This is a genomic window from Acinetobacter sp. YH12145 (assembly GCF_013418335.1).
Classification (GTDB): Bacteria; Pseudomonadota; Gammaproteobacteria; order Pseudomonadales; family Moraxellaceae; genus Acinetobacter; species Acinetobacter amyesii.
On sequence record NZ_VPCE01000007.1, the window covers coordinates 220078 to 244647 of the forward strand.

Consider the following 24570-nt stretch of genomic DNA (forward strand, 5'->3'; position numbering starts at 1 on the left):
GCGAGGTGAAGGTAAGGTCAATGAATAATGTGATGCATAAAGGGCGTCAGGCTCTTTTAAACTTTGTAGATCATGCAATCGGTGCAGAATTACCACAGCTTTATTATCATCCTGAAGGGCAAATGAAACATGTGCTGCCGAAGTTAAAGCAACTACATGAAAAATATCGTCCTACGCCTTGGCTGTCGAATACTCATGCACATTTACTGTATTTTGATGTCATTAAAAAGCGTCAAGTGAAGCTTAAATATGATGCCATAGAGCAACTGACCATGGTTGATGGAGGGATCACAGCCATTGCATGGTTGGGTTTGGATTTACCTGCAGATGTGCCAACTGTGGTGCTCATGCATACAATTACGGGAACGCCTGAAAGTATGCGGGAAGTGGTTCGGGATCTTCATCTATATACAGGTTGGCGCATTGCACTGTGTTTAAGACGTGGTCATGCCAATTTGCCTATGCCAGTTGCCAAAATAAATTTATTTGGTTCAACCGATGACTTACGTGAACAGATTGCCTTTATTCAGCAGAAATTTCCCGCATCGAGTTTGTATGGCGTCGGTTCATCTGCCGGAACGGGGCTATTGGTCCGCTATTTAGGCGAGCAAGGTGAGGAAACACCACTTAAAGCGGCTTTTGCTTTATGTCCGGGCTATGACACTGAGCTTGGCTTTAAAAATGTTCATCCTTTTTACAGTAAAATGATGACCAAGAAGCTCTTTCAGAAGTTTGTAGAACCCTATTCGGCAACATGGTCAACGACTCCATCTATAATTGAAGTCCTAAAAAGTAAAGATCTGGCGCAGTTTGAACGTACATATTTTCAAATGGCGGGTTTTACTGATTATGAAAGTTATGCCAAATCCACCAACCCAATTTATGTATTTGAAAATCTTAAAATTCCTTTGATGATTTTAAATGCCGAAGACGATCCTATTTGCCACATTCAAAACTTTGAACCCTATAAAGAATTAATCCGTTCTTTGCCGAATGTAGTGGTGGTGACCACTAAAAAAGGCAGTCACTGTGGTTATTATGAAGGTTTAGTGGAAACCCATTCATGGGCAACCAAATTAATGGCAGATTTTTTAAAGTTATATGTGAACTAAAAAATAGCCTACTTTGGGTAGGCTATTTTAAGTATGTGTTATTCAGCTTGTTCGCAACATGCGGTTGTTTGAGGTTTAAGCTTCATCTGTATCAATACTAAAATCAACGCTATAGCGCTCAAGGTCGCTCCTGTATAAGATACTGCAGCATAGCTTAGGTTGAGATTTAGCACTGCGGCACCTGCAACAGCACCCAAAGCATTTCCAAGATTAAATGCACCAATATTCACTGAAGAAGCGAGGCCTGGTGCATCGTGAGCTACTGTCATAACACGCATTTGTAAAGGTGGTACGACGGCAAAGGCTGCTGCTCCCCAGATGATTAATGCAATCGCCGCGCCAATGGTGGTTGTTGCTAAAATTGGAAATAATAGCATCATCAGCATCAGTAAGACTAAAAAGCCAATCAAGGTCTTATCTAAGGATTGATCGGCAAACTTACCACCGAAATGGTTACCAATTGAAAATCCGATCCCGATTAAAACCAACATGAAAGTGATAAGTTCGGGGCTTGCAAGAGTAAAGACTTTTAAGCATGGTGCGATATAGGTATAGGGCGCGAACATAGCTCCAGCACTCATGACCGTGGTGAGCAGTGCTAAAACAACAGGCATGCGTGTTAATACTTTTAACTCTGCTCGTACATCAGGTTTTTCGGTCTGTTGCTGATGGGGTAGTGCTTTCCATAATGCCAACATGGTGATGACGCCCAATAAGGTAATGGCGGCAAAAGACATACGCCAACCGATATTTTGACCCACCCACGTTGCGAGGGGAACACCGCCAATATTGGCAATGGTCAAGCCCATAAACATCATAGCAACGGCACTGGCTTGTTTATCTTTCGGCACAACACTCGCTGCAACGACAGAACCTAAGCTAAAAAATGCACCATGATTTAAACTAGTCACCAAACGTGCAGCCATTAAACCAAGATAATTGGGGGCAATCGTTGCCAAAATATTACCGATGGTAAAGATTGCCATCAGTAAAATAAGGGCAGTACGTTTAGGAAAACGTGCTAACCATAAGGTCATTAATGGGGCACCAATCATGACGCCAACGGCATAGGCACTAATCAGTAAGCCCGCTTGAGGAATAGAAACCGATAAATCTGCTGCGATTTCAGGCAAAAAACCCATCGGTGAAAATTCTGTTGTGCCAATTGCAAAAGCACCTACGGCTAATGCAATTAATGGAAAATTGAATTTCATATTAAATATCCCACACTGGAGCAAGTTCAGGTGGGTTCACTTCACGCGCATTTCTGTCTAGTGTGGCAATGGCCTGCATCTGTTGTGGTGTTAAATGAATCTCTTGAGCTTTTAAATTACTGATTAAATGTTCACGTTGGGTTGAAGATGGAATTACGGCATAACCCTTTTGCAGCGCCCAAGCGAGTGTCACTTGTGCAACTGAAGCTTGGTGTTGTGCTGCAATATCAGAAAGTATTGGGTCATTTAGCACTTTGCCATAAGCCAAGGTCATATAAGAGGTGACATCAATATTTTGCTGTTTTAAGTAAGTCGCAAGTCGTTCATTTTGAAGATAAGGACTCAGTTCAATTTGATTGGTTGCAATATTTTCCAGCCCGATGTGATCAATGGCTTGTTGAGTGAGCTCAATATTAAAATTAGATACACCAATATGTTCAGTCAAACCTTGTTTTTTTGCCTCAAGTAAATGTCCCATTAATTCTGGAATATTGACTCCAAGTGCAGGTGCAGGCCAATGAATAAGTGTGAGGTTAACTGCATCCGTCCTTAATTTAATTAAGCTGTCCTTTAGGCTGGGTATCAGTTTGTCGGCAGCATAATTTTCAGTCCAAATTTTCGTGGTTAAGAAAATATCAGCTCGATTGACCTGACTTTCGTGGATTGCTTGGCCTACTTATGCTTCATTACCGTAAATTTGTGCGGTGTCTACAGCACGATATCCAAGCTCTAAGGCTGTTTTAATTGAGTGAATGACAGTATCACCTGTCAAACGGAAGGTACCGACAACAAATTGGGGAACAATCATCAGGAATTCTCTTTTTTGAATTGATACTATTGTGCTGCTAATTTTAATGAAGAAAAATGCATGAATTTGGAATATATTATTGATTAAAAATCACGAATCGAATAAGCAATGAAATCGACCATTGAGGAGCTGCAGGCTTTTACTGTTATTGTAGATAGCGGCTCTATTATCAAAGCAGCAGAAAGACTGGATCAAACAGCATCTGGTGTAAGCCGCGCATTACAGCGTCTGGAATCTAAATTAAATGTAACCTTGTTGGAACGAACTACCCGCAAAATTAAGCTCACGCAAGAGGGGCAATTGTTTTTAGCAAAAACACGGCGGATATTGAATGATTTGAGCGAAGCGGAAGATTCTCTGCTGAAATTAGATGCAGATACTTCGGGATTAGTGCGAGTCGATTCAGCAATTTCTTTTATTCTGCATATGATCGTTCCCTTGATTCCAGAATTTAATGCGCGTTATCCGCATATACAGATTGAATTAGTAAATCATGATCAAGTGATTGACTTATTAGAGCATAAAGCGGATGTTGCAATTCGCTTTGGAAAATTAAACGACTCCAGTTTGCACGCAAAACTTATCTATAAGAGTCGACTGTGTTTGGTGGCGAGTCCTGAATATCTTCAGCAGCATGGACGTCCGCAAAATGCTGATGAGCTAACTGCACATGCTTTACTTGGATTTAGTCAAATTACCCATATGAATACTTGGCCGATCCAAGTCGCAGGGAAACCTTTGACGATCCGACCAAATATTAAGGCATCAAATGGTGAAACCATTCGTGAGCTTGCGATTCATGGGATGGGCATCGCTTGTCTATCGATTTTTATGTTAGAAAAAGATATTGCAGAAGGGCGATTGGTACAACTTTTAGACGATCAAATTGAGCCACATGAACAGCTTATTCATGCTGTCTATTATCAACAAGAGCATTTACCGAAACGTGTTCGTTTATTTATTGAATATTTAGCTGAAAAATTACAAGAATAGTTGTGAGAAAAAATATTGCATTGTTGGATGCAGATTTTTATTTACATAGAAACAATAAAAAAACCCGACAATTGCCGGGTTTTTTGATCATTGGTTTGATAAAACTTCGATCTTAGTTCTCTAAAGCTGGTGTTGCAGCAGCAATGGCAGCGGCAACGGCGTCATCTTCTGACTGTGCAGAACCAGAGTTTTGTTTAGGTTGAGTAGCTTGCGCAGGTTTTTCTGCTGCTTTAGGTGCTTCTGCTTTTGGAGCAGGAGCTTCTGCAGGAGGAGTAGGTTCACGACGAATTTCAGTTGTTGTATTTGGTGTCTCTTCACGAATCACTTCAACTTGCTGTTGAGTCGGTTCTTCAACAACTGGTTGTTCTTCAACTGGTTCTAATTGTGTAGGTACAGATGCTGTTGGTTCAGATGTTGCAACTTCAACCTGTTCCTGTTCTTCTTCTTTTGGTGCTTCTTTTTTTACACATGCTGTAAGAAGTAGACCTGTTGCGATTGCACCGCAGATTAAAAGTTTCTTATTCATAATTACACAAAACAAAAAAAGTGTGGATTGGATAAATGCATTATAACAGCAAATAAGAATATAGAAATGATAAGAACTTACTCTAAATTTTTATGATAATTGCTGTTACAATAGCCAATTGTTAATTGTTCTATGAATTGATGCGTAATGACTTTGCTTTCTTGGTACAGAGTAAAGTAAAATCGCACAACATTGTAGGCCAATTTAGGCTCCATTGTACGAGAAACTTAATGACCCATTTTATTTTCGTTACTGGTGGTGTTGTATCATCACTAGGTAAAGGTATTTCAGCTGCATCAGTGGCTGCGCTTTTAGAAGCCCGTGGTTTAAAAGTAACCATGGTAAAAATGGATCCATACATTAATGTCGATCCAGGGACTATGAGTCCATTCCAACACGGTGAAGTTTTTGTCACAGAGGATGGTGCTGAAACTGACTTAGACTTGGGTTATTACGAACGTTTCTTGCGTCGTGCGAAAATGACCAAACTGAACAACTTTACTTCAGGACGAGTGTACCAAGATGTCTTGAATAAAGAACGTCGTGGTGACTACCTCGGTGGTACAGTTCAAGTTATTCCACATATTACTGACAATATTAAAGAACGTGTTCTTCGCGCAGGTGAAGGCTATGACGTTGCGATCGTTGAGATCGGCGGTACAGTAGGTGACATTGAATCTCTCCCATTCATGGAATCTGTACGTCAACTTATGGTCGAACTAGGTCATAAGCGCACAATGTTAATGCACTTAACATTACTCCCATACATTAAGTCAGCTGCGGAATTAAAAACTAAACCAACTCAACACTCTGTAAAAGAGCTTTTGTCGATTGGTATTCAACCAGACATCCTGATCTGCCGTACAGAGCATGATGTTGATGCTGACACTACACGTAAAATTGCGTTATTTACGAACGTTGAAGCACGTGCAGTTGTGGTATGTAAAGATGCGCGTTCAATTTACCAAATTCCACGTACTTTCTATGAACAAAACGTTGATGATTTAATCTGTGAACGTTTTGGCTATAACGATCTTCCTGAAGCTGATTTAACAGATTGGGATAATGTTGTAGATGCATTACTTAACCCTGAATACACAGTACGTGTCGCAATGGTTGGTAAATACGTTGAACTTCCAGATGCTTACAAATCTGTAAACGAAGCACTTTTACATGCGGGTATTCAAAACCGTGTCAAAGTTCAAATTGATTACGTAAACGCTGAAGAGTTAGAAAGCCAAGACGTAAACGACGTATTAAAAGACGCGGATGCAATCTTAGTGCCGGGTGGCTTCGGTGAACGTGGTACAGAAGGCAAAATGAAAGCGATTCGTTTTGCACGTGAAAACGGTGTGCCATTCCTTGGCATCTGTTTAGGTATGCAGTTGGCTGTGATCGAATATGCGCGCAACGTTGCGGGTATTAGCGATGCAACTTCAACTGAATTTAACCGTTCTACAAAATCACCATTGATTGGTCTAATCACTGAATGGTTAGATGAGCGCGGCGAAGTTCAACAACGTAATGCAGATTCTGACTTAGGCGGCACAATGCGTCTGGGTGCTCAAAAATCTGAATTGGTTGCAGGAACAAAAACTGCACAAGTTTACGGTTCTGAAGAGATCGTTGAACGTCATCGTCACCGTTATGAAATGAACAACCGTTATATCCCAGTGCTTGAAGAAAAAGGCATGAAGATTTCAGGTTATTCTCCAGTACAGCGTCTTGTTGAAACTGTTGAAATTCCTGAACATCCTTGGTTTATTGCTGTACAATTCCATCCGGAATTTACAAGTTCACCACGTGATGGACACCCATTATTCGCAGGCTTTATTGATGCTGCTAAAAAGCAGTACCAAAAAGCGAAATAATGTGTTTTTGACTAAACCAGGAAGAGTTTAAATGTCACAATTAAAACCACAGGAAATTGTACGTTTAGGCGATATACAAATGGCAAATCATTTGCCATTTGTACTATTCGGCGGCATGAACGTACTTGAGTCAAAAGACCTTGCTTTTGAAATTGCTGAAACCTATGTGGATATCTGCAAACGCTTGGATATTCCATATGTGTTTAAAGCAAGTTTTGATAAAGCCAATCGTTCAAGCTTGAACTCTTTCCGTGGCCCAGGCCTGGAAAAAGGAATCGAGTGGTTAGCTGACATTAAAAAACACTTTAATGTGCCGATTATTACCGACGTACATGAACCATACCAAGCTGCGCCTGTTGCTGAAGTTGCGGATATTATCCAGCTTCCTGCATTTTTAAGCCGTCAGACTGACCTTGTTGAAGCGATGGCGAAAACTGATGCCATCATTAACATCAAAAAAGCACAGTTCCTCGCACCACACGAAATGCGTCATATTCTGCATAAGTGTTTGGAAGCAGGAAATGACAAACTGATTCTTTGTGAACGTGGTTCAGCATTTGGTTACAATAATTTAGTTGTAGACATGTTGGGCTTTGACATCATGAAAGAAATGAATGTCCCTGTGTTCTTTGATGTTACGCATGCGCTTCAAACGCCGGGTGGTCGTGCGGATTCTGCAGGTGGTCGTCGTGCACAAATCACGACATTGGCACGTGCAGGTATGGCGACTGGTTTAGCAGGTTTGTTCTTAGAAGCTCATCCAGATCCAGAAAATGCCAAATGTGACGGTCCATGTGCGCTACGCATGTCACAGTTGGAACCTTTCTTGGCACAGTTAAAAGAGCTCGATACCTTGGTTAAAGGTTTCGCAAAGTTAGACACACACTAATTCGATACACATTGATGCGTCACTTTTGACGCATCATTTTTATTAATCAACTGAGGAATTGTTCATGAGCCAAATCGTTGACATTCGTGCACGTGAAATTTTGGACTCTCGTGGTAACCCTACCATCGAAGCAGACGTAATCTTAGCCTCTGGCGTTGTAGGCCGTGCATGTGCACCATCTGGTGCTTCAACTGGTTCTCGTGAAGCTTTAGAACTTCGTGACGGCGACAAAGCTCGTTACTTAGGTAAAGGCGTTAAAACTGCGGTTAACAACGTTAACACAGTAATTCGTGATGCATTGTTGGGTAAATCAGTATTCGAACAAAAAGACATTGATAACACAATGATCGCGCTTGACGGTACTGAAAACAAAGAAAAATTAGGTGCGAACGCAACTTTAGCGGTATCGCTAGCTGCTGCACGCGCTGCTGCTGACGAAAAGAAAATTCCACTTTTTCAATACATCGCAGACCTTCGTAATAACAGCATTTTGACTATGCCTGTTCCAATGATGAACATCCTAAATGGTGGTTCACATGCAGACAACAACGTAGACATTCAAGAATTTATGATTGAGCCTGTTGGCTTCACTTCATTCTCTGAAGCTTTACGTGCTGGTGCTGAAATTTTCCATTCTTTAAAATCAGTTTTAAAGAAACAAGGTTTAAATACTGCAGTTGGTGATGAAGGTGGTTTTGCACCTAACCTTCGTTCTAACGAAGAAGCAATTACAGTTATTCTAGAAGCAATTGAAAAAACTGGCTACAAGGCAGGTTCTGACATTATGCTTGCGCTTGACTGTGCATCTTCAGAATTCTACAAAGATGGTCAATACATCCTTGCAGGTGAAGGCAATAAAGCATTCACAAGCAACCAATTTGCTGACTACCTTGCTGGTTTTGCAAAACAATACCCAATCATCTCAATTGAAGATGGTTTGGACGAGTCTGATTGGGAAGGTTGGTCTTACCTCACTTCAATCCTTGGCGACAAAATCCAATTGGTTGGTGATGACCTATTCGTGACGAATCCTAAGATTCTTCAACGTGGTATCAACGAAAAAGTGGGTAACTCAATTCTGATCAAGTACAACCAAATCGGTACGTTGACTGAAACTCTAGATGCAATCTACCTTGCGAAAGCAAATGGTTACACTACAGTAATTTCACACCGTTCTGGTGAAACTGAAGATTCAACTATTGCGGATCTTGCAGTAGGTACAGCAGCGGGTCAAATCAAAACTGGTTCACTTTGCCGTTCTGACCGTGTGGCGAAATATAACCAATTACTTCGTATTGAAGAATTGACTAATGCTGCATATCGCGGTAAAGCTGAGTTCAAAGGTTTGAACTAAGCAGATCATGCTATCTATGTTAAATGTATTTGACTCCAAAGCGAGTAAAGCATTGTTGGGCCTTGCGATCTTTTTGATCGCAGGGTTTCAATATTTATACTGGTTCGGTGAAGGTGGTTATCATCAACATCAACAACTGAGTCAGAAAATACAACAACAAGTCGAACTCAATGACGAATTAAAAGAACGAAATCGCGTGCTTGCCGCTGAAGTATACGATTTAAAAAATGGCGTTGAAGCTATTGAAGAGCATGCTCGTCTAGATTTAGGTTTAATTAAACCGCATGAAACTTTCGTACAGATGAGTACGATTAGTACTCAGTACAAACCAATTTATATTGATCCAAACGCAAAAGTAGACCTACGTACCAATGAGTCAGAACCAGCCGAACTTCCACCAGAACCTTAAATTGTGGGCTATTATTCCTGCTGCTGGTTCAGGAAGTCGATTTTCTAAAACTGAACTAAAACAATATCAAAACATTGCGGGTCTAACTGTGCTTGAACACACAGTTGCGCGTCTTAACCAATTACCTTTAACAGGCTATGTATTGGCTATAGGCGAGCAAGATAATATTGCTCAGACTTTGGCACTAGCAAATCAAGATAAGGCACATTTTTGTTTAGGCGGTGCAGAGCGTGTGCATTCTGTACTCAATGCATTGCAATATCTATCTAGGATTGCCAATGATGATGATTGGGTATTTGTTCATGATGCAGCAAGACCATGTGTCTCGCAGTTGAGTCTAGAAGATTTAGTTCAATCGGCAGTCGATTCGGAGCAAAGTGCGATTCTCGCAATTCCCGTACGCGATACCTTAAAACGAGTTGAAACGGCACCACTTATATCAACAACGGTAGATCGTTCAACTTTATGGCAAGCGCAGACACCACAAATTGCCAAATTGGGTGTGCTTAAAAATGCCATTGAACAAGCGCTTGCCGCTGGTGCGACCATCACAGATGAAGCAAGTGCCTTAGAATTTGTCGGTGAGCATGTCAATGTCGTGCAGGGTCGTTCGGACAATATTAAAATTACCTATCCGGATGACTTGGAATTGGCACGTTTAATTTTAGCGTCTCAAGTTAATAGATGATTATTTCAAGGAATATTTAAGGGACAGTGATTTTTACTGTCGCTTTAATCTATAATTCCCGCATCCTTTTTAGATCTGTTTCGCAATGATCCCTTCTCAACAGTATCGTTTTTTACGTCAGTCATTACGTGATGGCCGCAGTATAAAACACGATTCTTCTCGATGGGCTAAACTTCATTTAGACCCGTGGTTACTTTGCTTCTTGGTACTCAATGCAATATTGGGGCTGATGGTTGTCTATAGTGCGACCGCGGAAGATTCGGGAATGGTACTACGCCAAGCCACAAGTTTTGGTGTGGGCTTTATTGTGATGCTGATCTGCGCGCAAATTCCACCCAAAGTTTACCAATCTATGAGTCCGTACTTATATGCCATCGGTATATTTTTACTGTTGTTGGTTCTGGTCATTGGTGAAAAAAGGATGGGGGCGAAACGCTGGATTAGCTTGCCGGGTATCGGCAGTATGCAGCCGAGTGAGTTTATGAAATTTGCCATGCCACTCATGATGGCGTGGTATTTTGCGCGAAAACCATTTCCACCGAAATTTTTACAAATTGTCGGGGCATTAATTTTATTATTGATTCCATTTGCATTGGTCGCTTTACAGCCTGACTTGAATATCGGTTTGATTATTCCGGGTATTTTTGTTTTATTTTTAAGTGGTATGTCTTGGCGTTTAATTGCAGGTGCTTTAACAGCCTTGGCAATTGCAGCACCTGTACTCTGGATGTTCTTTTTGCAGGAATATCAAAAAAAACGTGTACTGACGTTATTTGACCCTGAATCTGACGCGCTTGGTGCAGGTTGGAACATTATTCAATCTAAAATTGCCATTGGATCAGGTGGTTTAATGGGTAAGGGTTATACTGAAGGGACGCAGTCGCACTTGGGCTATCTGCCAGAGCATCATACTGACTTTATCATGTCGACCTATGCAGAAGAATTTGGCTTTATTGGTGTATTTCTTTTATTTAGTTTGTTTACAGCAATTATTATTCGCTGTCTGATTATTGGACTAAATTGCTTCCATAATTTTGGACGACTCTATGCAGGAGCGATAGGATTAACTTTCTTCTTTTTTGTATTTTTAAACTCGGGTATGGTCAGTGGGATTTTACCGGTAACAGGTGATCCACTACCGTTGATGAGTTATGGGGGGACAGCAGTCATATCCATGCTTGCAGGTATGGGGATTGTGATGTCGATTCATACGCATCGTTAAGTGTAATAGACAACATTAAGCCGGATTTATATCCGGTTTTTTATGGGTTAGGTTTATGGATTTAAAAATTGGCTATTTAAGTAACTAATAAATGTCTCAAGCTGCATAAAAGGACCATCTCGTAGGACAGTGCTTTAATGCATAGTTTAAGGTTGATTTAGCAAAGGTAATTGGAAGTATTTTATGTAACGTGTATTGTGTTGATTTTTCCTTTTAGATAAATGGATCTAAAGTAGAATTTTTCTTAAGATCCATTCGGTTGATCTTTAAAAACAGAATGTAATTCAGTTAGGAAAGGGATAAAATATAAAAAATACTACTATATGTTTAATAGAATACTTAAAATATTTACATGTATTTTAGATAAGTCCAATCTTTTTTAATTTTCGAATAATTTTTCGATAATAAAAAAACTTAACTTTACTCACTATTTTGTTAGGAATTTTAACACCTTTTTCTTTTGCCAATTCAATTAGACTTTGTGCAAAAATATCTTTTTTTGAATCTTGAATAAGTTGTGCAATATAAAAACCTTTCACTTTTTCATACTTTTTAATATCAAAGATATTTTCATATTTATTTAGATTTCCTGAAAGATCTAAAGCAAACAAAGTTCTTAGGCATTTATTGCAAGTTGAACAATTTTCATGTGTATCATCACCACTTACACATACATTTAAATATCTATACGTTGGCTCGTAGTTTGATATATCTACTATTTTGTCAACACGTGAGTAGGCAGCACCCTCTTGATAAAACTCCGTACTTTCTGTTGATAATAAAGGTAATAAAATAGGATCACAATAAATACCAATATCTTTATCTCTATATTTTTTTGAGAAATTTATAATCTGAGTGTAATTAAATCCAGCAGATGCATAATAATATTTTGAAAAATGTTTTTGTAGTACTAGGACACCAGCACAGCCTGTCAAAGTATGTATCTTTTCATGCCCCCAGGGATGAAAAGTGTGTAAATTAGAATCTATAGGTATGTAATCAAGATTTACTTCTTTGGGATAGTTTTTAAGGTGGTTATATCTTTGCAAATATTTTACCTTTGCACTTTCCTCCTTACTGCCATGAGAACCTACATTTAAAAATAAAAGTGTATTTACTCTTAAACCTATATCATTTTGTTTAACAAATAGCTCATGTATCGCATTAAAAGAGTCTACACCACCAGAAAATCCTGTACCAATACCTGTATTATCAAAAAATTGTTCACTTAGTTCCTTCGCACTAACTTTTATTTTTTTAGCAGTAGGGCAAAATGAAATGAGTAATGGAATGACATATTTATTTATGTTAAAAATTAATTTTTTAGACACAATGCCATCAATATAAAGATCTTCTCCACACATCATTGCTGGAAAAAGCATCCCTACAAGAAATGCGTCCATTTGAGTGGTACAAACATGTTGTTCATACAATTCTGGTACAGAAAACCAAAGATTTTTAGATCCTAAGACACTACTTTCTATAGTGGCTGATAATATTAATTTATCGTTTTGGTGAGTAACCTCAATACTTTTAATATACATGTTTTTTACACTAACTATAAAGTGGCTGAATTTTATATATTTTTACTTTTTTTTACAAATAAATGTTCGCTATTTATCCATTAGTATATTAATTACTTTTTTATATCCATTGAGCATAACGGCGATTATATAAACTCTAAAGTATCTAACTTGGATCGTTTTTTTTATTTATTTGTGGGTTTAAAACGGTTTTGGTGGTTTCAATCAAGAAAAAATAAAGCCCTCAAGTGAGGGCTTTATTTAGATATCAATTAATGTAGGAACCATGTGTAGTAGCCCCATAACATGAGTGGCCAAGCGAGGAAGGGGCTAAAAAGCCATTTCCAGAACCAATGGTGTGGCGTAAAACCCACACCATGCACAAAACCACCTGAAATACCTATCATGATGAACATCAGCGCTCGATGGCTATATCCACCATTGTCATCCAGCATGGCAGCAGGATGTACAAGTAACACGGCTGCCAAAGGAAAAGCTAACAGGCAGGAAATGACCATTGCAAATTTATTTGGCTTCTTTTCTACAAGTGATTTTTCTACAGCAGCATCAGTCATTTGTTATTCCTCATCTAGATCTTGATGATGTTCGATATAAAGCGCACTAAGTACACCTGCAAAACATGCCATCAAAATACCGAGAATCCAAGCAAAATACCACATCGTCTTTTCTCCTTAGACACAGCCTTAGTATAGGCTGTGTGAATTCTCTTCAATATGTTTGTTAGTGACTACACCCCACATTTTGTAGTAACACCAAGTTGTGTAGCACAGGATAATTGGGACAAAAATACATGCGGCAACTGTCATCACAGTCAGGGTGTTTTTACTTGATACCGCATCCCACATAGTCAAACTTACAGTTGGGTTGATGCTCGATGGCATAAGGAAAGGGAACAATGCAAAACCAGCTGTTAAGATTGCACCAATGACTGCCAAGCTTGAACCAAGGAAGCTGAAACCGGCTTTACCTTTACCTGCGGCAAGGATAATGATCAGTGCACCTAAAATAGCCATGATTGGCGCAATCATAGTAATCGGATAAGTACTGTAATTGTTCATCCAACCTGGGTTGGCATTGGTGATCACTTCTTTAGCCAATGGGTTTGCAACGCCATTTGTGTCAAACGGTTGCGCTAATGTGTAGCCTTGGATATTACCGAAGTATAACCATGCGCCTGCCAGTAAGAAGCAAACTAAGAATACGATACCCATAAGCTGGGTCGCTTTTGCAGAGCGTGCGCGTAGATCGCCGTCTGTACGAAGCATGAGCCATGCACCACCGTGAGCGCAAAGCATAGATAAACTCACGATACCGCAAACTAAAGCGAATGGGTTAAGCAGTGCAAAGAAGCTCCCTGTATAAGTCGAGCGAACAGTTTCGTCCATAGTGAATGGAACACCAAGGAACATATTACCAAACGCAACACCAAATACGAGGGCAGGAACGGCACCACCAATTGCTAAACCCCAGTCCCAAGAATTACGCCACTTGGTATTTTCAAGTTTAGAACGGTAGTCAAAACCGACTGGACGTAAGAAGAGAGCGAAGAGTACCAGTAACAGCGCCCAATACATGCCTGAGAATGCAGTTGCATATACCATTGGCCATGCTGCAAACAGTGCACCACCGGCAGTAATAAACCATACTTGGTTACCGTCCCAGTGTGGGGCAATCGTATTGATTGCCGCACGACGTTCTTCGTCTTTTTTACCTACGAATGGCATGATCGCCATTGAGCCCATATCGAAGCCATCGGTGAGGGCGAAGCCGATCAGTAGGACACCGACTAAAACCCACCAAATGATTTTGAGTAATTCATATTCGATCATGCTTGAGCCTCCTCATTTGCCTTTTTTGCAGCTTCAAGTTTCTCGAAGTGGTATTTACCAGTATGTAGAGAACTTGGGCCAAGGCGTGAGAATTTAATCATTAAGTACATTTCAATGATCAGCAGTACAGTGTAGAACGCTGCCAATGCAAGGATAGAACCCCATACATCACCTGTACTTAAGCTAGAAGCTGAAAGATGTGTAGGTAGAACTTCACCGATAGTCCATGGTTGACGACCAACTTCGGCAACATACCAACCTGTTTGTGCAGCAATCCAAGGTAATGGTAGAGCAAACAAAGCAAATTTTAATAACCAAGGTTTGTTTTCTGCATTACGTTTACCGACAGCAAAGGTAGCAAGTACGAACAGAAGGAGCATTAAGAAACCAGAAGCAACCATTGCACGGAATGCCCAGAACAAGCTTGGAACATGTGGAATAGTGTCTTTTGCAGCAGCTTTGATTTGATCATCAGAAGCATCGACCACTTTGTCTGTGTATTTTTTCAGAAGCAGACCATAACCCAAGTCTTTTTGAGACTCAGCAAATGCTGCTTTAAGTTCAGGAGACGTATCGCCTGCACGAAGTTGTTCTAACTGTGAGTAAGCCACCATACCGTTACGAATACGCGCTTCGTGTTGTACGATCAGGTCTTTAATACCTGTTACTTCTTTATCAGTTGAACGTGTTGCGATAATCCCCATGACATAAGGAATTTTGATCGCGTAGTCAGTAGACATAGTTTCTTTATTTGGAATACCAAACAAAGTAAATGGCGCTGGAGCTGGGTGAGTGTCCCATTCAGCTTCAATCGCAGCAAGTTTAGTTTTTTGTACATCACCAATTTCATAACCAGATTCATCACCCAGTAAGATCACCGAAAGTGTAGAAGCTAAACCAAAGATTGCAGCGATAGCGAATGAACGACGAGCAAATGGCAAGTCACGTTTTTTTAATAAGTAGTAACTTGAAATGGCTAGTACGAAAATTGCGCCAGTCACATAACCAGCAGATACGGTATGTACGAATTTAACCTGAGCTACAGGGTTGAAAATCAGTGCACCGAAGTCCACCATTTCCATACGCATAGTTTCATAGTTAAAAGCGGAACCGACTGGGTTTTGCATCCAACCATTGGCTACTAAAATCCATAGTGCAGACATGTTCGAGCCAAGTGCAACTAACCAAGTTACAGCCAAATGCTGAACTTTAGATAGGCGATCCCAGCCGAAGAAGAATAAACCAATAAATGTTGATTCAAGGAAGAATGCCATTAGACCTTCGATGGCTAATGGTGCACCGAAAATATCACCGACATAGTGTGAGTAATACGCCCAGTTAGTACCGAACTGAAACTCCATGGTCAAACCAGTAGTAACACCTAATGCGAAGTTAATACCGAAGAGTTTTCCCCAGAATTTAGTCATGTCTTTATAAATTTCTTTGCCAGAAATCACATAGGTGGTTTCCATGATGGCAAGAATAAAAGCTAGACCTAAAGTCAGTGGAACAAAAATAAAGTGATACATCGCGGTCATTGCAAATTGGAACCGCGAAAGATCGACCACGCTTTCAGAAATCATCAACGTGTCTCCTTGATTTGGGAAGGACTGCCAGCAATATGCTCGGCAACTTGATTGTCAAAGTTTTTAGGGATAGTAGGGGCGTCAAACCAGATGTTCTTAATGATCATTAAAATAATCACTTTAATTATTAGTATTGCGGTTATTTCTCTGACCACACGACGATTTAAATCTTTGAATTTTAAGCTCATGGAGATAAGCCTATTCTTTAAACTTGTACTATATTATTAACAAATATATACAAAAAGCAAATAGGTTGAACAGTTAAAATAAAAATATATTATTAAGTTATTTAAATACAATCACTTATAGTGTTTAATAGTTAAAAAATAAACTAAATTTATTATTTTAAATACTTGACTAAAACACTTGTATTTAAATATTTTAAATCCGACTAAATTACTATATTTACTAAAATTTACATTATTAATAATGAGAATATTTATTGAGTGAATAAGATTTTTATTTGTTATGTTTAAGTTTTGCTATATAAAGGGGCTATTGATGTAGTGCTGTTAAACGATCTCTATATGGTTAATGTTAAAGAGGTTGGACTAAGTTTTTTAAATACTTTTTAAATATTTGATACATGATGAACTTAGCTTATTTTAGTCTTGAGACACTATATTTGAGTAAAAAAAAGACATACCGGAGTATGTCTTTTGGGGGGAGATATTCCAGCTTAGAAGTCGTAACGTAGACCAAGAGAAAGTGCAGTTGCATTTTCATCACCGATACCTGAGATACCGTTACCGAAGCTACGACCTTCTTTCCAAGGATTGAGTTTAGAGTTTTTGTCGTTAAGCACAGTTGCTAAGTTGCCGTATACGCGTAATGTGCTATCCAACTTATGTTCTACACCCACACCGATCAAGCTTGCATTGGCATCATCAGCATCTACGTCACGGTAGAAGTATTCACCGCGTACTGAGGTTTTAGGCGTTACTTTATATTCGCCAGCTACACCGAAAACTTGCGCATCTGGGTTGGCTGTATCGTTGTCGTGTTTGGCAATTTGGTATAAGGCACCCAAGTTAAATTCTTCAGTTAATTTATATGCACCGGCAATACGGAATGCATCACGACTTGCACCACCAGCTGCGTTTGCTGCATTTTCATCATACTTTTCGTAAGCTGCTGCAAAATCAATTGGACCTTCTTTATAGGTTAGAGCAAGGTCATAGGCTTTGTTGTCATCTTTGCCTTCACCATCTGTTTCACGGTCAATTTGTGTACCTGAATGCATCGACATTGCAGCTAGTACATTGAAACCACCGCCAAATTTTGGCGATTTATATTCAATGGTGTTTTCATTACGTTCATCAAATTTTAAGTTGCCGACACGTGTTACGTTACGAACGTCACCAACCATGTCACCGAAGAAGTTCACAGGGCTACGTGCAACTTTAAATGGGCTGTCAAAGCGACCTACACGTGCTTGACCATAAGTTGAACTTTTTAAACCCACGAATGTGTCACGTGTTGAAAAATCTACGCCTTTGCTGTCTTGGCTACCGCTTGCAAAGTTTACTTCTTGCTCAATTTGAGCGAATACGTTGAGGTCATCATTAATTTTTTGATCTACTTTGAAGCCTAAGCGTGAAGCGTTAGAAGAAAGACCAACTTCGTTGTAATCTTTACCATCATCTAGATAGTCAAGAGAGACATGTGCACGGCCATAAATTTTTACATCTGCAGCAGATGCCATCATTGGTGTAAGAATTGTTGCCCCGATTGCTAATGCACATAGAGTTTTTTTCATTTGAAGCTCCAGAAGACTTTTCCAGTCATATCAATATGTTTTATCAGTAGCTTGGCTAGAAGTAATTTCGCTATCTAATGGCGCTAAGTATTCATTACAAATAAGACAGTTCTATTAAGGAAATATTTCAAAACGGTGAAAGGTGACTTTTGGTTTAAATTACTTTTATACTTATAAAAAGCAATATTTATTAAATGCTTAGAGTTGTATTGAACAGTAAATTTTGCAGCTAAAAAGTACTTGGGATAATATTCGAGACATAAAAAATGGAGCCGAAGCTCCATTGATCATCACTTTAAACTCAATTGAACTTAAAGTGCTGCTTTGATTTTTTCTCCAATGGCTTTAATTTTTTCCATATCGCCCATTTGTGCGGCATGTTTACCTAATTCATGCACTGAAGTCGGTATTAGGTGGAAATGTACATGCGGAACAGTTTGACCCGCAGCAGCGCCAGACAACTGCATCAATACGATACCTTTCACGTCTAAGGCTTTTTCCATTGCTTTCGCAACTTTTTGAGCAACCTGAATGGTATAAGCAGCCGCTTCAGGATCTAAATCAAGCAGTGTAATAGCAGGGGTTTTAGGAATTACGAGCGTATGACCTTCGGCCTGTGGCATGACATCCATAAAAGCGAGTACTTGATCATCTTCATAGACTTTAAACGCAGGAAGTTCTCCACGTAAAATCCGAGCAAAAATATTTTGATCATCATAAGTCATTGCTAAATTCCTTGAGCGAATTGAATCGTAATTATTTACAGTTCAATTCTTTCTGACGATCTTTGATCTCGTCAAGTCGTTGTTGCTCTTTTTCTGAAAATTTAGGCTTAGTTGTGTAGCAATTGTCATTGCCAAACTTCGCTTTAGCGTCAGGATCTTTAAAGCAGAAACCTTTCGATGCATAAATCACATCATGGTCATTTTTCAACTTTTGGCATTCTTGCTCAGATGCTAAAACAGCAGTAGAAGCCCCGATTAAAGTTACAGCACCTAGCAAAGTTGCGAGGGTAAATTTGTTCATGCGAGTTTCCTCTGTCATTTGTAACAATGTGTGTTATGACACTAGAGTACAATATGATGGTTATTTATCGTTATTCAATGGCGAGTTATTACTCAATTGTAATTTTACTCCATTTTTCATACATAATCATAGCGCTTGAAAAATCACTGTTTTCTTTAGCTTGATCGCTTGCTGCTTGGATTAAATTTTGCGTCAAAGAGAGCACAGGTGCTGAAAGTTTTGCTTGTCGCACAAGATCAACAGCAATTCCCGTATCTTTTGCAAGTAATGGAAGTGCAAAGGTTAATGGGAAGCTACGATTCAGTACGCGCTGCGGTAAAACTGTTTCAGTCACATTACTTTTACCGCTCGACGCATTAATACAATCGAGTGCTTCATGTAAGTCCACGCCATGCGCTTTTAAGGTGGTGAATCCTTCAGCAACTGCACAAAGATTTACAGCCATTAACATGTTGTTTACAGCTTTAACGGCAAAACCCGCACCCGGTTCACCCACATGTTTAATCAGTTTGCCAAATGTTTGGATCGCAGGTAATGCACGTTCAAAGGCTGCTGCGTCACCACCAATCATGACGGTTAATGTTCCCGTTTCAGCGCCAATGGTTTGTCCACTCACAGGGGCGTCTAAGAACGAAACGTTTTGTTGCTTTAAGGCTGAAGCGAGTTTTTTTGCAGATTCGGGTACACCGCTGGTACAGTCGACCCAAATCGAGCCTGATTTCAGCGTTACACTCGCAATTAAATTTTCAACATCTTGGCTGATGGGTAGGCAGGAAAAAATAATGTCCGCTTGTACTGCTTGTTCTAAAGCAACCGCTTGCGTACCAAATTCAGCAGCATGTTGCTCTGCCTTGGTAAAGTTTCGATTCCAGACATAAACCGTGTCGAACTGTTTTGGTAGGTGCGCTGCCATACGGTAACCCATTGCGCCCAATCCGATAAATGCAACTGACTGAATCATCTTTACTTTACCCTCTAAATTTTTATTTCAATAAACTGGATCTTTGTGTAAGCCACTGGGTCAAAGTTGGCCAAAATTGATTGGCACTTTTTTGACTCGACATCAGGCCGAGGTGACCACCGGGAATGAGAGTAAACGTGACATCTTGACTACTTGTCAATTCGCCTAAAGGACTTGCTGCATCTGCCGTAACAATTTGATCGGTAGAACCCGCGCCAATCAACAATGAACAGTGGATATTTTTTAATTGAATAACTTTATCTTTCAATTGAATAATGCCGTTTTTAAGCGGATTTTGTAGCCAAACATTGAACACCATGTCTTGGTTAATGCCACCCGGATAGTCAATCATGTGATTGAGAAAATCGCCCATGGTTGCATGTTCATACAGGTCATGCAGATTATCTAAGTTAGATAAAAATTGCTTTTGGCTTTTGAACCAACCAATTGGATCGACGATTTTAAATCCAATCGCATTCAGCACGCCCGGTGTATGGATAAAATGTTTAGGGATTTTCCCTGTGTAGACCGTATCTTGTAGATTTTTACTACGTGAAAGCAAGCGATTGGTTTTTTGAAATAACTTTCCGATACGACCTGAGGCATAGCTATCAATCGGCGCGCCCATCACCATTAGATTTTTAACATGTTCAGGTTGATGTAATGCGGTATAAAGCGTGACAAAGACTCCAGCCATACTCCAACCGTGTAGCGAAATGTATCGACTATCTGCATGCTCACAAATTTGATCAATACAATGTGGAATCACATCATCAATAAACGATAGAAAATTTAAGAATCGATCTTGATAGTTTAATTTTCCCCATTCCAACAAATAGACATCAAAGCCACTGTGTTGAAAATGTTTCACCAATGAGCGATATGGATACAAATCATAAATCGCCATATTGATGGCCAGTGGAGCAACAAACACTAAGGGTTCTTTGTATTTACGATCAGGCGAAGCGTAATACCGAACTTTTGCATGTTTATATTCAGTAATTACTTCATAGGGTGTCGATTGAGAAAGGACCAGCGATTTTGCATTAAACACACGTTTAGACAGGTGTTTAATTTTCTTTTGCTGCGCCAGAAATTTCTGTTTGAAAGGGTGCATAACTGTCAATTGCCTAAGTCCTTGTAGGATTGGTCGAAGTCTAAGCGATAATTTCGTATTTTACCTTGACCTTAAATAGCTTAGACGCTCAAAATATTGGCAATTCTTCACAAAGGCAGTTCTTCGCGACTGAGTAATACAGATGAGCCAACAAGACGACATCGAATACCAATTAGAGACTTTAGCGATTCGTACAGGTCATATTCGTACTTTTGAGGGTGAACATAGCGAGCCAATTTTCCTGACTTCATCATTTGTTTGTGAAAGTGCAGCAGATGCCGCAGCAAAATTTTCAGGTCAAATTGAAGGCAATACCTATTCACGTTATACCAATCCAACTGTACAAGCGTTCGAAAAACGTTTAGCTGTTTTGGATGGTGCTGAAGCCGCAGTTGCGACAAGTTCGGGTATGGCGGGCGTACACGCGATCACTTTGGCATATTTGAAAGCTGGCGATCATGTGGTGTGTTCACGTGCTGTCTTTGGTTCGATCATTTCTCTGTTTGAAAAATATGTCATCAAATTTGGCGTTGATGTTACTTTTGTTGATTTGGAAGATTTAGATGCTTGGAAACAAGCGATTCGTCCAACTACACGCCTCTTGTTTATTGAAACACCGTCAAACCCATTAGCTCAAGTAGGGGATTTACAAGCCATTGCTGATATTGCACATGCGCATGGGGCATTATTTGCAGTCGATAATACTTTCTGTACACCAGTGTTACAGCAACCGATTAAATTTGGTGCGGACCTCGTGATCTACTCATCAACAAAATATATTGATGGTCAAGGTCGTGCGCTCGGTGGTGCTGTTGTCGGTAGTGCAAAATTGATGGAAGAGATTACAGGTGTTATTCGTACACTGGGTAACTCGATGAGTCCATTCAATGCATGGATCTTCCTGAAAGGCCTAGAAACTTTAAGCTTACGTATGAAAGCTCACTGTGCAAGTGCTCAGACTTTAGCTGAATGGTTGGATGCACACCCGAAAGTTGAAAAAGTGTACTATGCTGGACTTCCAAATCACGAAGGTCATGAGTTGGCGAAAAAGCAACAAAAAGGCTTTGGCGGAGTTGTGTCGTTTGTTGCCAAAGGCGAACGTGAAGGTGCTTGGACCGTGATTGATAATACCAAGTTCCTTTCTATTACAAGTAACTTGGGTGATGTAAAATCAACAATTACCCATCCTGCAACGACTTCTCATGGCAGAATGTCTGCAGAAGCGAAAAAAGCAGCAGGGATTAGCGAAGGTTTAATTCGCGTATCTGTTGGTTTAGAAGATATTAATGATATTATTCGCGATCTTTCACGCGGTTTAGATCTTATCTAAAGTGAATTCATCAGTTTTGTTCGGAGATTTTTATGAACATTAATATGCTCATGCAGCAAGCTCAACGCATGCAAAAAGAAGTTGAGAGCAACATTAAAAAAGCCAAGGAAGAGCTTGCACAAGTTGAAGTTCACGCTGAAGCAGGTGGTGGTCTGGTTAAAGTTACTATGACTGCACGTCATGTAGTGAAACGTATCGAAATCAATCCTGAACTACTTCAAGATGATGCAGATATGATTGAAGACTTAATTGCAGCAGCAATGAATGATGCTTCACGTCAAGCTGAAGCGATTTCAGAAGAAAAACTGAAATCTGCAAACTCGGGTATGGGGCTTCCACCTGGCCTTTCAGGTTTATTCTAAGGAATACGTTAAATGTTTAGTGATCGTTTTGATCAACTTGTACAGGCATTGCGTATTTTGCCAAGCGTTGGGCCAAAGTCGGCTCAACGAATGGCACTGCACTTAATCATGAAAAATAGGGAAGGCGCTGTTGGTTTGGCACATGCCTTGACTGAAGCAACCAACTATATTCATGAATGTTCCATTTGCCATTCATTGACTGAAGATGAAGTGTGCAACATATGCGTCTCGTCAGAACGTGATGATCAACTGCTTTGTGTGGTTGAATCTCCAGCAGATGTCATGGCAATCGAGCAAAGTGGCAGTTTTAGAGGGAAATATCATGTATTGGGTGGACATTTGTCGCCACTCGATGGTATTGGACCCGACGAAATTGGTATTCCATATTTAATTCAACGATTAAGTGATGGTAAAGTGCAGGAAGTGATCTTGGCGACCAATGCAACGGTTGAAGGTCAAGCGACAGCACATTATTTGGTTGAAGCGACCAAGCATTTACCAATACAAATGACCCGTATTGCACAGGGTGTACCACAGGGTGGTGAGCTTGAATATGTGGATAGCCATACCTTAAGTCAGGCCGTGCATAACCGAATGCGAATGAAATAACTATAGAGCGAAACTCGTTTCGCTTTGTATAAAATTCACCTAATTATTTATACTTAATAACGATTAAAGTTTTTGTTTATAATGAATAAAAAAGCCAAATAAAAGAAATAAGTCACTAAAATAACGTTTTTCCTTATAGATAAATAATATATATCAGTTAATATAAGCTCATAGAGCATCTAAAATTAGACTCAGCAACTTATGTATCAATTTATTCAAAATCAGCCAGATTTAAATTCCGTTTTAAATCTTATGGACCAAAGCTCGATTTACGGACTCGACACCGAGTTTATAAAAGTAGATACCCTGTGGCCCAAACTTGGACTTTTCCAAATTAATGTACAAAATCAAGTGTATTTACTTGATGGTACAACCCTCGATTTAAGCCAATTTTGGCAAAAATTATTTGTGGCCCAGCAAAACATTTTTCATGCTTGTAGTGAAGATATCGACCTGATTTATCACTATGCACAGCATAAGTCTTTAGAAAATGTCTTTGATACACAAGTTGGGATGTCATTTTTAGGGCATGGCTTACAAGTCAGCTATCAAAATGCCTTAAAAACCATGCTCGATGTCGATATTGATAAAGATCAGACTCGTTCAGATTGGTTGGCTCGCCCACTCAGTGCCGAGCAAATGAATTATGCAGCGAATGATGTACATTATTTAATGAATTTAAGCCAAACGATTCAAAACGAGTTGGCTGCGAAAAGTTTATTAAATTGTGTGCTTGAGGACTGCAAAAATTTAACCTATGAAATTGGCACTGAAACGCCGATCCATTTGTTGTATCACGATGTTGGTAATTATCGACATTCACGTCGACAGCTCATGCAAATTCAGCAATTGGTAGTTTGGCGTGAGCAAATGGTGAAAGCCTTAAATCAGCCACGTAGTTTTATTCTTAAAAACTCAACCATCATTGATATGGTGGAAAAAAATCCAAAAAATAATTTTCAATTGAGCGCGGTGAAAGACATTCGTCCGAACATTGTGCGTGAGCATGGTAAAATTATTTTAGATTTGTTGAAGTTTTTACCAGAACAAGCTGAATGGCCGCTGCGTATGGCACGTCCAATTCGTCATTCGTCTCAGGATATTGGTTCGCGCGTCGATACCGTTATTCAGCGTGCAGTACAAGAAACCTCTGTGCCTAAAGAAGTTTTAATGCGCAAAAAATGGTTAAATGCCTTGTATCAGCATGTGGTATTTCATAATGATGAACAGGATTTACCGAGCTATCTATTGGGCTGGCGCTATGATTTGCTGACGAAGCCTTTAATTGAAGTGCTGCATGCCGATGAAAGTTATCTTTCTGGTCAAATGAAAGTGATGGAATAAGTTCTGATTGATTAAAG

25 protein-coding genes and 1 pseudogene are annotated in these 24570 nt (G+C 39.7%); 12 read left to right on the forward strand and 14 right to left on the reverse strand.

Translation table 11 applies throughout. The annotated features are described in order from the left end of the window. Positions 1-20: 20 nt before the first annotated feature. Positions 21-1112: a YheT family hydrolase gene (locus tag FTU80_RS09840; RefSeq protein ID WP_180084915.1), complete on the forward strand. Its 1092-nt coding sequence runs from the start codon at positions 21-23 to the stop codon at positions 1110-1112. A 38-nt stretch (positions 1113-1150) separates the two neighbouring features. On the opposite strand, the gene FTU80_RS09845 is transcribed toward FTU80_RS09840, so the two are convergent. Both FTU80_RS09845 and dkgB read right to left on the reverse strand, forming a co-directional pair. Then, on the reverse strand, positions 1151-2326 hold the full coding sequence (locus FTU80_RS09845; protein WP_180084916.1) for an MFS transporter: 1176 nt from the start codon (positions 2324-2326) through the stop codon (positions 1151-1153). A gap of 1 nt (position 2327) precedes the next feature. Next, a pseudogene (dkgB, locus tag FTU80_RS09850) lies at positions 2328-3134 on the reverse strand (2,5-didehydrogluconate reductase DkgB). A 108-nt stretch (positions 3135-3242) separates the two neighbouring features. Between dkgB and FTU80_RS09855 the strand changes: the two are divergent. Beyond that, positions 3243-4127, forward strand: coding sequence for a LysR family transcriptional regulator (locus tag FTU80_RS09855; protein WP_180077060.1), 885 nt, complete (start codon positions 3243-3245; stop codon positions 4125-4127). Between the two features lie 112 nt (positions 4128-4239). On the opposite strand, the gene FTU80_RS09860 is transcribed toward FTU80_RS09855, so the two are convergent. After that, on the reverse strand, positions 4240-4653 hold the full coding sequence (locus tag FTU80_RS09860) for an internalin (RefSeq protein ID WP_180084917.1): 414 nt from the start codon (positions 4651-4653) through the stop codon (positions 4240-4242). Positions 4654-4883: 230 nt separating this feature from the next. On the opposite strand from FTU80_RS09860, the gene FTU80_RS09865 reads away from it, so the two are divergent. From FTU80_RS09865 to rodA, 6 genes are all read left to right on the forward strand, one after another. Then, positions 4884-6524: a CTP synthase gene (locus tag FTU80_RS09865; RefSeq protein ID WP_078188523.1), complete on the forward strand. Its 1641-nt coding sequence runs from the start codon at positions 4884-4886 to the stop codon at positions 6522-6524. Between the two features lie 31 nt (positions 6525-6555). Next, positions 6556-7413 carry a 3-deoxy-8-phosphooctulonate synthase gene (gene kdsA / locus FTU80_RS09870; protein WP_078188522.1) on the forward strand — a complete coding sequence of 286 codons (858 nt, stop codon included), beginning with the start codon at positions 6556-6558 and terminating at the stop codon, positions 7411-7413. A 64-nt stretch (positions 7414-7477) separates the two neighbouring features. Continuing rightward, a complete protein-coding gene (eno, locus tag FTU80_RS09875; protein ID WP_078188521.1) occupies positions 7478-8767 on the forward strand; it encodes a phosphopyruvate hydratase in 1290 nt (429 codons plus the stop codon). A gap of 16 nt (positions 8768-8783) precedes the next feature. Then, positions 8784-9176 (forward strand): septum formation initiator family protein, encoded by a 393-nt coding sequence (locus tag FTU80_RS09880; RefSeq protein WP_078188520.1) that lies wholly within the window; start codon positions 8784-8786, stop codon positions 9174-9176. Then, complete coding sequence (gene ispD / locus FTU80_RS09885) at positions 9139-9864, forward strand: 2-C-methyl-D-erythritol 4-phosphate cytidylyltransferase (protein ID WP_180084918.1); 726 nt, start codon at positions 9139-9141, stop codon at positions 9862-9864. Before FTU80_RS09880 ends, ispD begins: the two co-directional genes overlap by 38 nt. An 85-nt stretch (positions 9865-9949) precedes the next feature. Beyond that, positions 9950-11086: a rod shape-determining protein RodA gene (rodA, locus tag FTU80_RS09890; RefSeq protein ID WP_180084919.1), complete on the forward strand. Its 1137-nt coding sequence runs from the start codon at positions 9950-9952 to the stop codon at positions 11084-11086. Between the two features lie 359 nt (positions 11087-11445). Here the strand turns inward: rodA and FTU80_RS09895 are convergent, their stop codons facing one another. From FTU80_RS09895 to FTU80_RS09945, 11 genes are all read right to left on the reverse strand, one after another. Further along, positions 11446-12630, reverse strand: a complete 1185-nt coding sequence (locus FTU80_RS09895) for a hypothetical protein (RefSeq protein ID WP_180084920.1) — start codon at positions 12628-12630, stop codon at positions 11446-11448. 251 nt (positions 12631-12881) lie between these two features. Then, positions 12882-13184, reverse strand: coding sequence for a cyd operon YbgE family protein (locus FTU80_RS09900; RefSeq protein WP_078188516.1), 303 nt, complete (start codon positions 13182-13184; stop codon positions 12882-12884). Between the two features lie 3 nt (positions 13185-13187). Beyond that, positions 13188-13289 carry a cytochrome bd-I oxidase subunit CydX gene (gene cydX / locus FTU80_RS09905; RefSeq protein WP_002120988.1) on the reverse strand — a complete coding sequence of 34 codons (102 nt, stop codon included), beginning with the start codon at positions 13287-13289 and terminating at the stop codon, positions 13188-13190. A gap of 24 nt (positions 13290-13313) precedes the next feature. Then, positions 13314-14459, reverse strand: a complete 1146-nt coding sequence (gene cydB, locus FTU80_RS09910) for a cytochrome d ubiquinol oxidase subunit II (RefSeq protein WP_078188515.1) — start codon at positions 14457-14459, stop codon at positions 13314-13316. Beyond that, positions 14456-16042, reverse strand: coding sequence for a cytochrome ubiquinol oxidase subunit I (locus FTU80_RS09915; RefSeq protein WP_168378621.1), 1587 nt, complete (start codon positions 16040-16042; stop codon positions 14456-14458). Before FTU80_RS09915 ends, cydB begins: the two co-directional genes overlap by 4 nt. Beyond that, the gene (cydP, locus tag FTU80_RS09920; protein WP_078188513.1) at positions 16042-16233 is read right to left on the reverse strand and encodes a cytochrome oxidase putative small subunit CydP; all 192 of its coding nucleotides are present in this window, start codon (positions 16231-16233) and stop codon (positions 16042-16044) included. Before cydP ends, FTU80_RS09915 begins: the two co-directional genes overlap by 1 nt. A 491-nt stretch (positions 16234-16724) precedes the next feature. Continuing rightward, positions 16725-17804 (reverse strand): porin, encoded by a 1080-nt coding sequence (locus tag FTU80_RS09925; protein ID WP_180056138.1) that lies wholly within the window; start codon positions 17802-17804, stop codon positions 16725-16727. Between the two features lie 311 nt (positions 17805-18115). Beyond that, entirely contained in the window at positions 18116-18529 is a 414-nt protein-coding gene (locus tag FTU80_RS09930; protein ID WP_078188511.1) for an HIT family protein, read from the reverse strand. A gap of 31 nt (positions 18530-18560) precedes the next feature. After that, positions 18561-18830: a YARHG domain-containing protein gene (locus FTU80_RS09935; RefSeq protein WP_180084921.1), complete on the reverse strand. Its 270-nt coding sequence runs from the start codon at positions 18828-18830 to the stop codon at positions 18561-18563. Positions 18831-18918: 88 nt separating this feature from the next. Next, positions 18919-19791 carry an NAD(P)-dependent oxidoreductase gene (locus FTU80_RS09940; protein WP_180084922.1) on the reverse strand — a complete coding sequence of 291 codons (873 nt, stop codon included), beginning with the start codon at positions 19789-19791 and terminating at the stop codon, positions 18919-18921. A gap of 22 nt (positions 19792-19813) precedes the next feature. After that, positions 19814-20908 carry an alpha/beta fold hydrolase gene (locus FTU80_RS09945; protein ID WP_180084923.1) on the reverse strand — a complete coding sequence of 365 codons (1095 nt, stop codon included), beginning with the start codon at positions 20906-20908 and terminating at the stop codon, positions 19814-19816. Between the two features lie 142 nt (positions 20909-21050). Here FTU80_RS09945 and FTU80_RS09950 point away from each other — a divergent pair, with 142 nt between their 5' ends. The 4 genes from FTU80_RS09950 (at position 21051) to FTU80_RS09965 (ending at position 24553) form a co-directional block, all read left to right on the forward strand. Beyond that, positions 21051-22238 (forward strand): O-succinylhomoserine sulfhydrylase, encoded by a 1188-nt coding sequence (locus FTU80_RS09950; protein WP_180084924.1) that lies wholly within the window; start codon positions 21051-21053, stop codon positions 22236-22238. 32 nt (positions 22239-22270) lie between these two features. Continuing rightward, positions 22271-22600 carry a YbaB/EbfC family nucleoid-associated protein gene (locus FTU80_RS09955; protein ID WP_180074039.1) on the forward strand — a complete coding sequence of 110 codons (330 nt, stop codon included), beginning with the start codon at positions 22271-22273 and terminating at the stop codon, positions 22598-22600. Positions 22601-22612: 12 nt separating this feature from the next. Continuing rightward, entirely contained in the window at positions 22613-23209 is a 597-nt protein-coding gene (recR, locus tag FTU80_RS09960) for a recombination mediator RecR (protein WP_078188505.1), read from the forward strand. A 201-nt stretch (positions 23210-23410) separates the two neighbouring features. Continuing rightward, a complete protein-coding gene (locus FTU80_RS09965; RefSeq protein ID WP_180060186.1) occupies positions 23411-24553 on the forward strand; it encodes an HRDC domain-containing protein in 1143 nt (380 codons plus the stop codon). Positions 24554-24570: the final 17 nt, after the last annotated feature.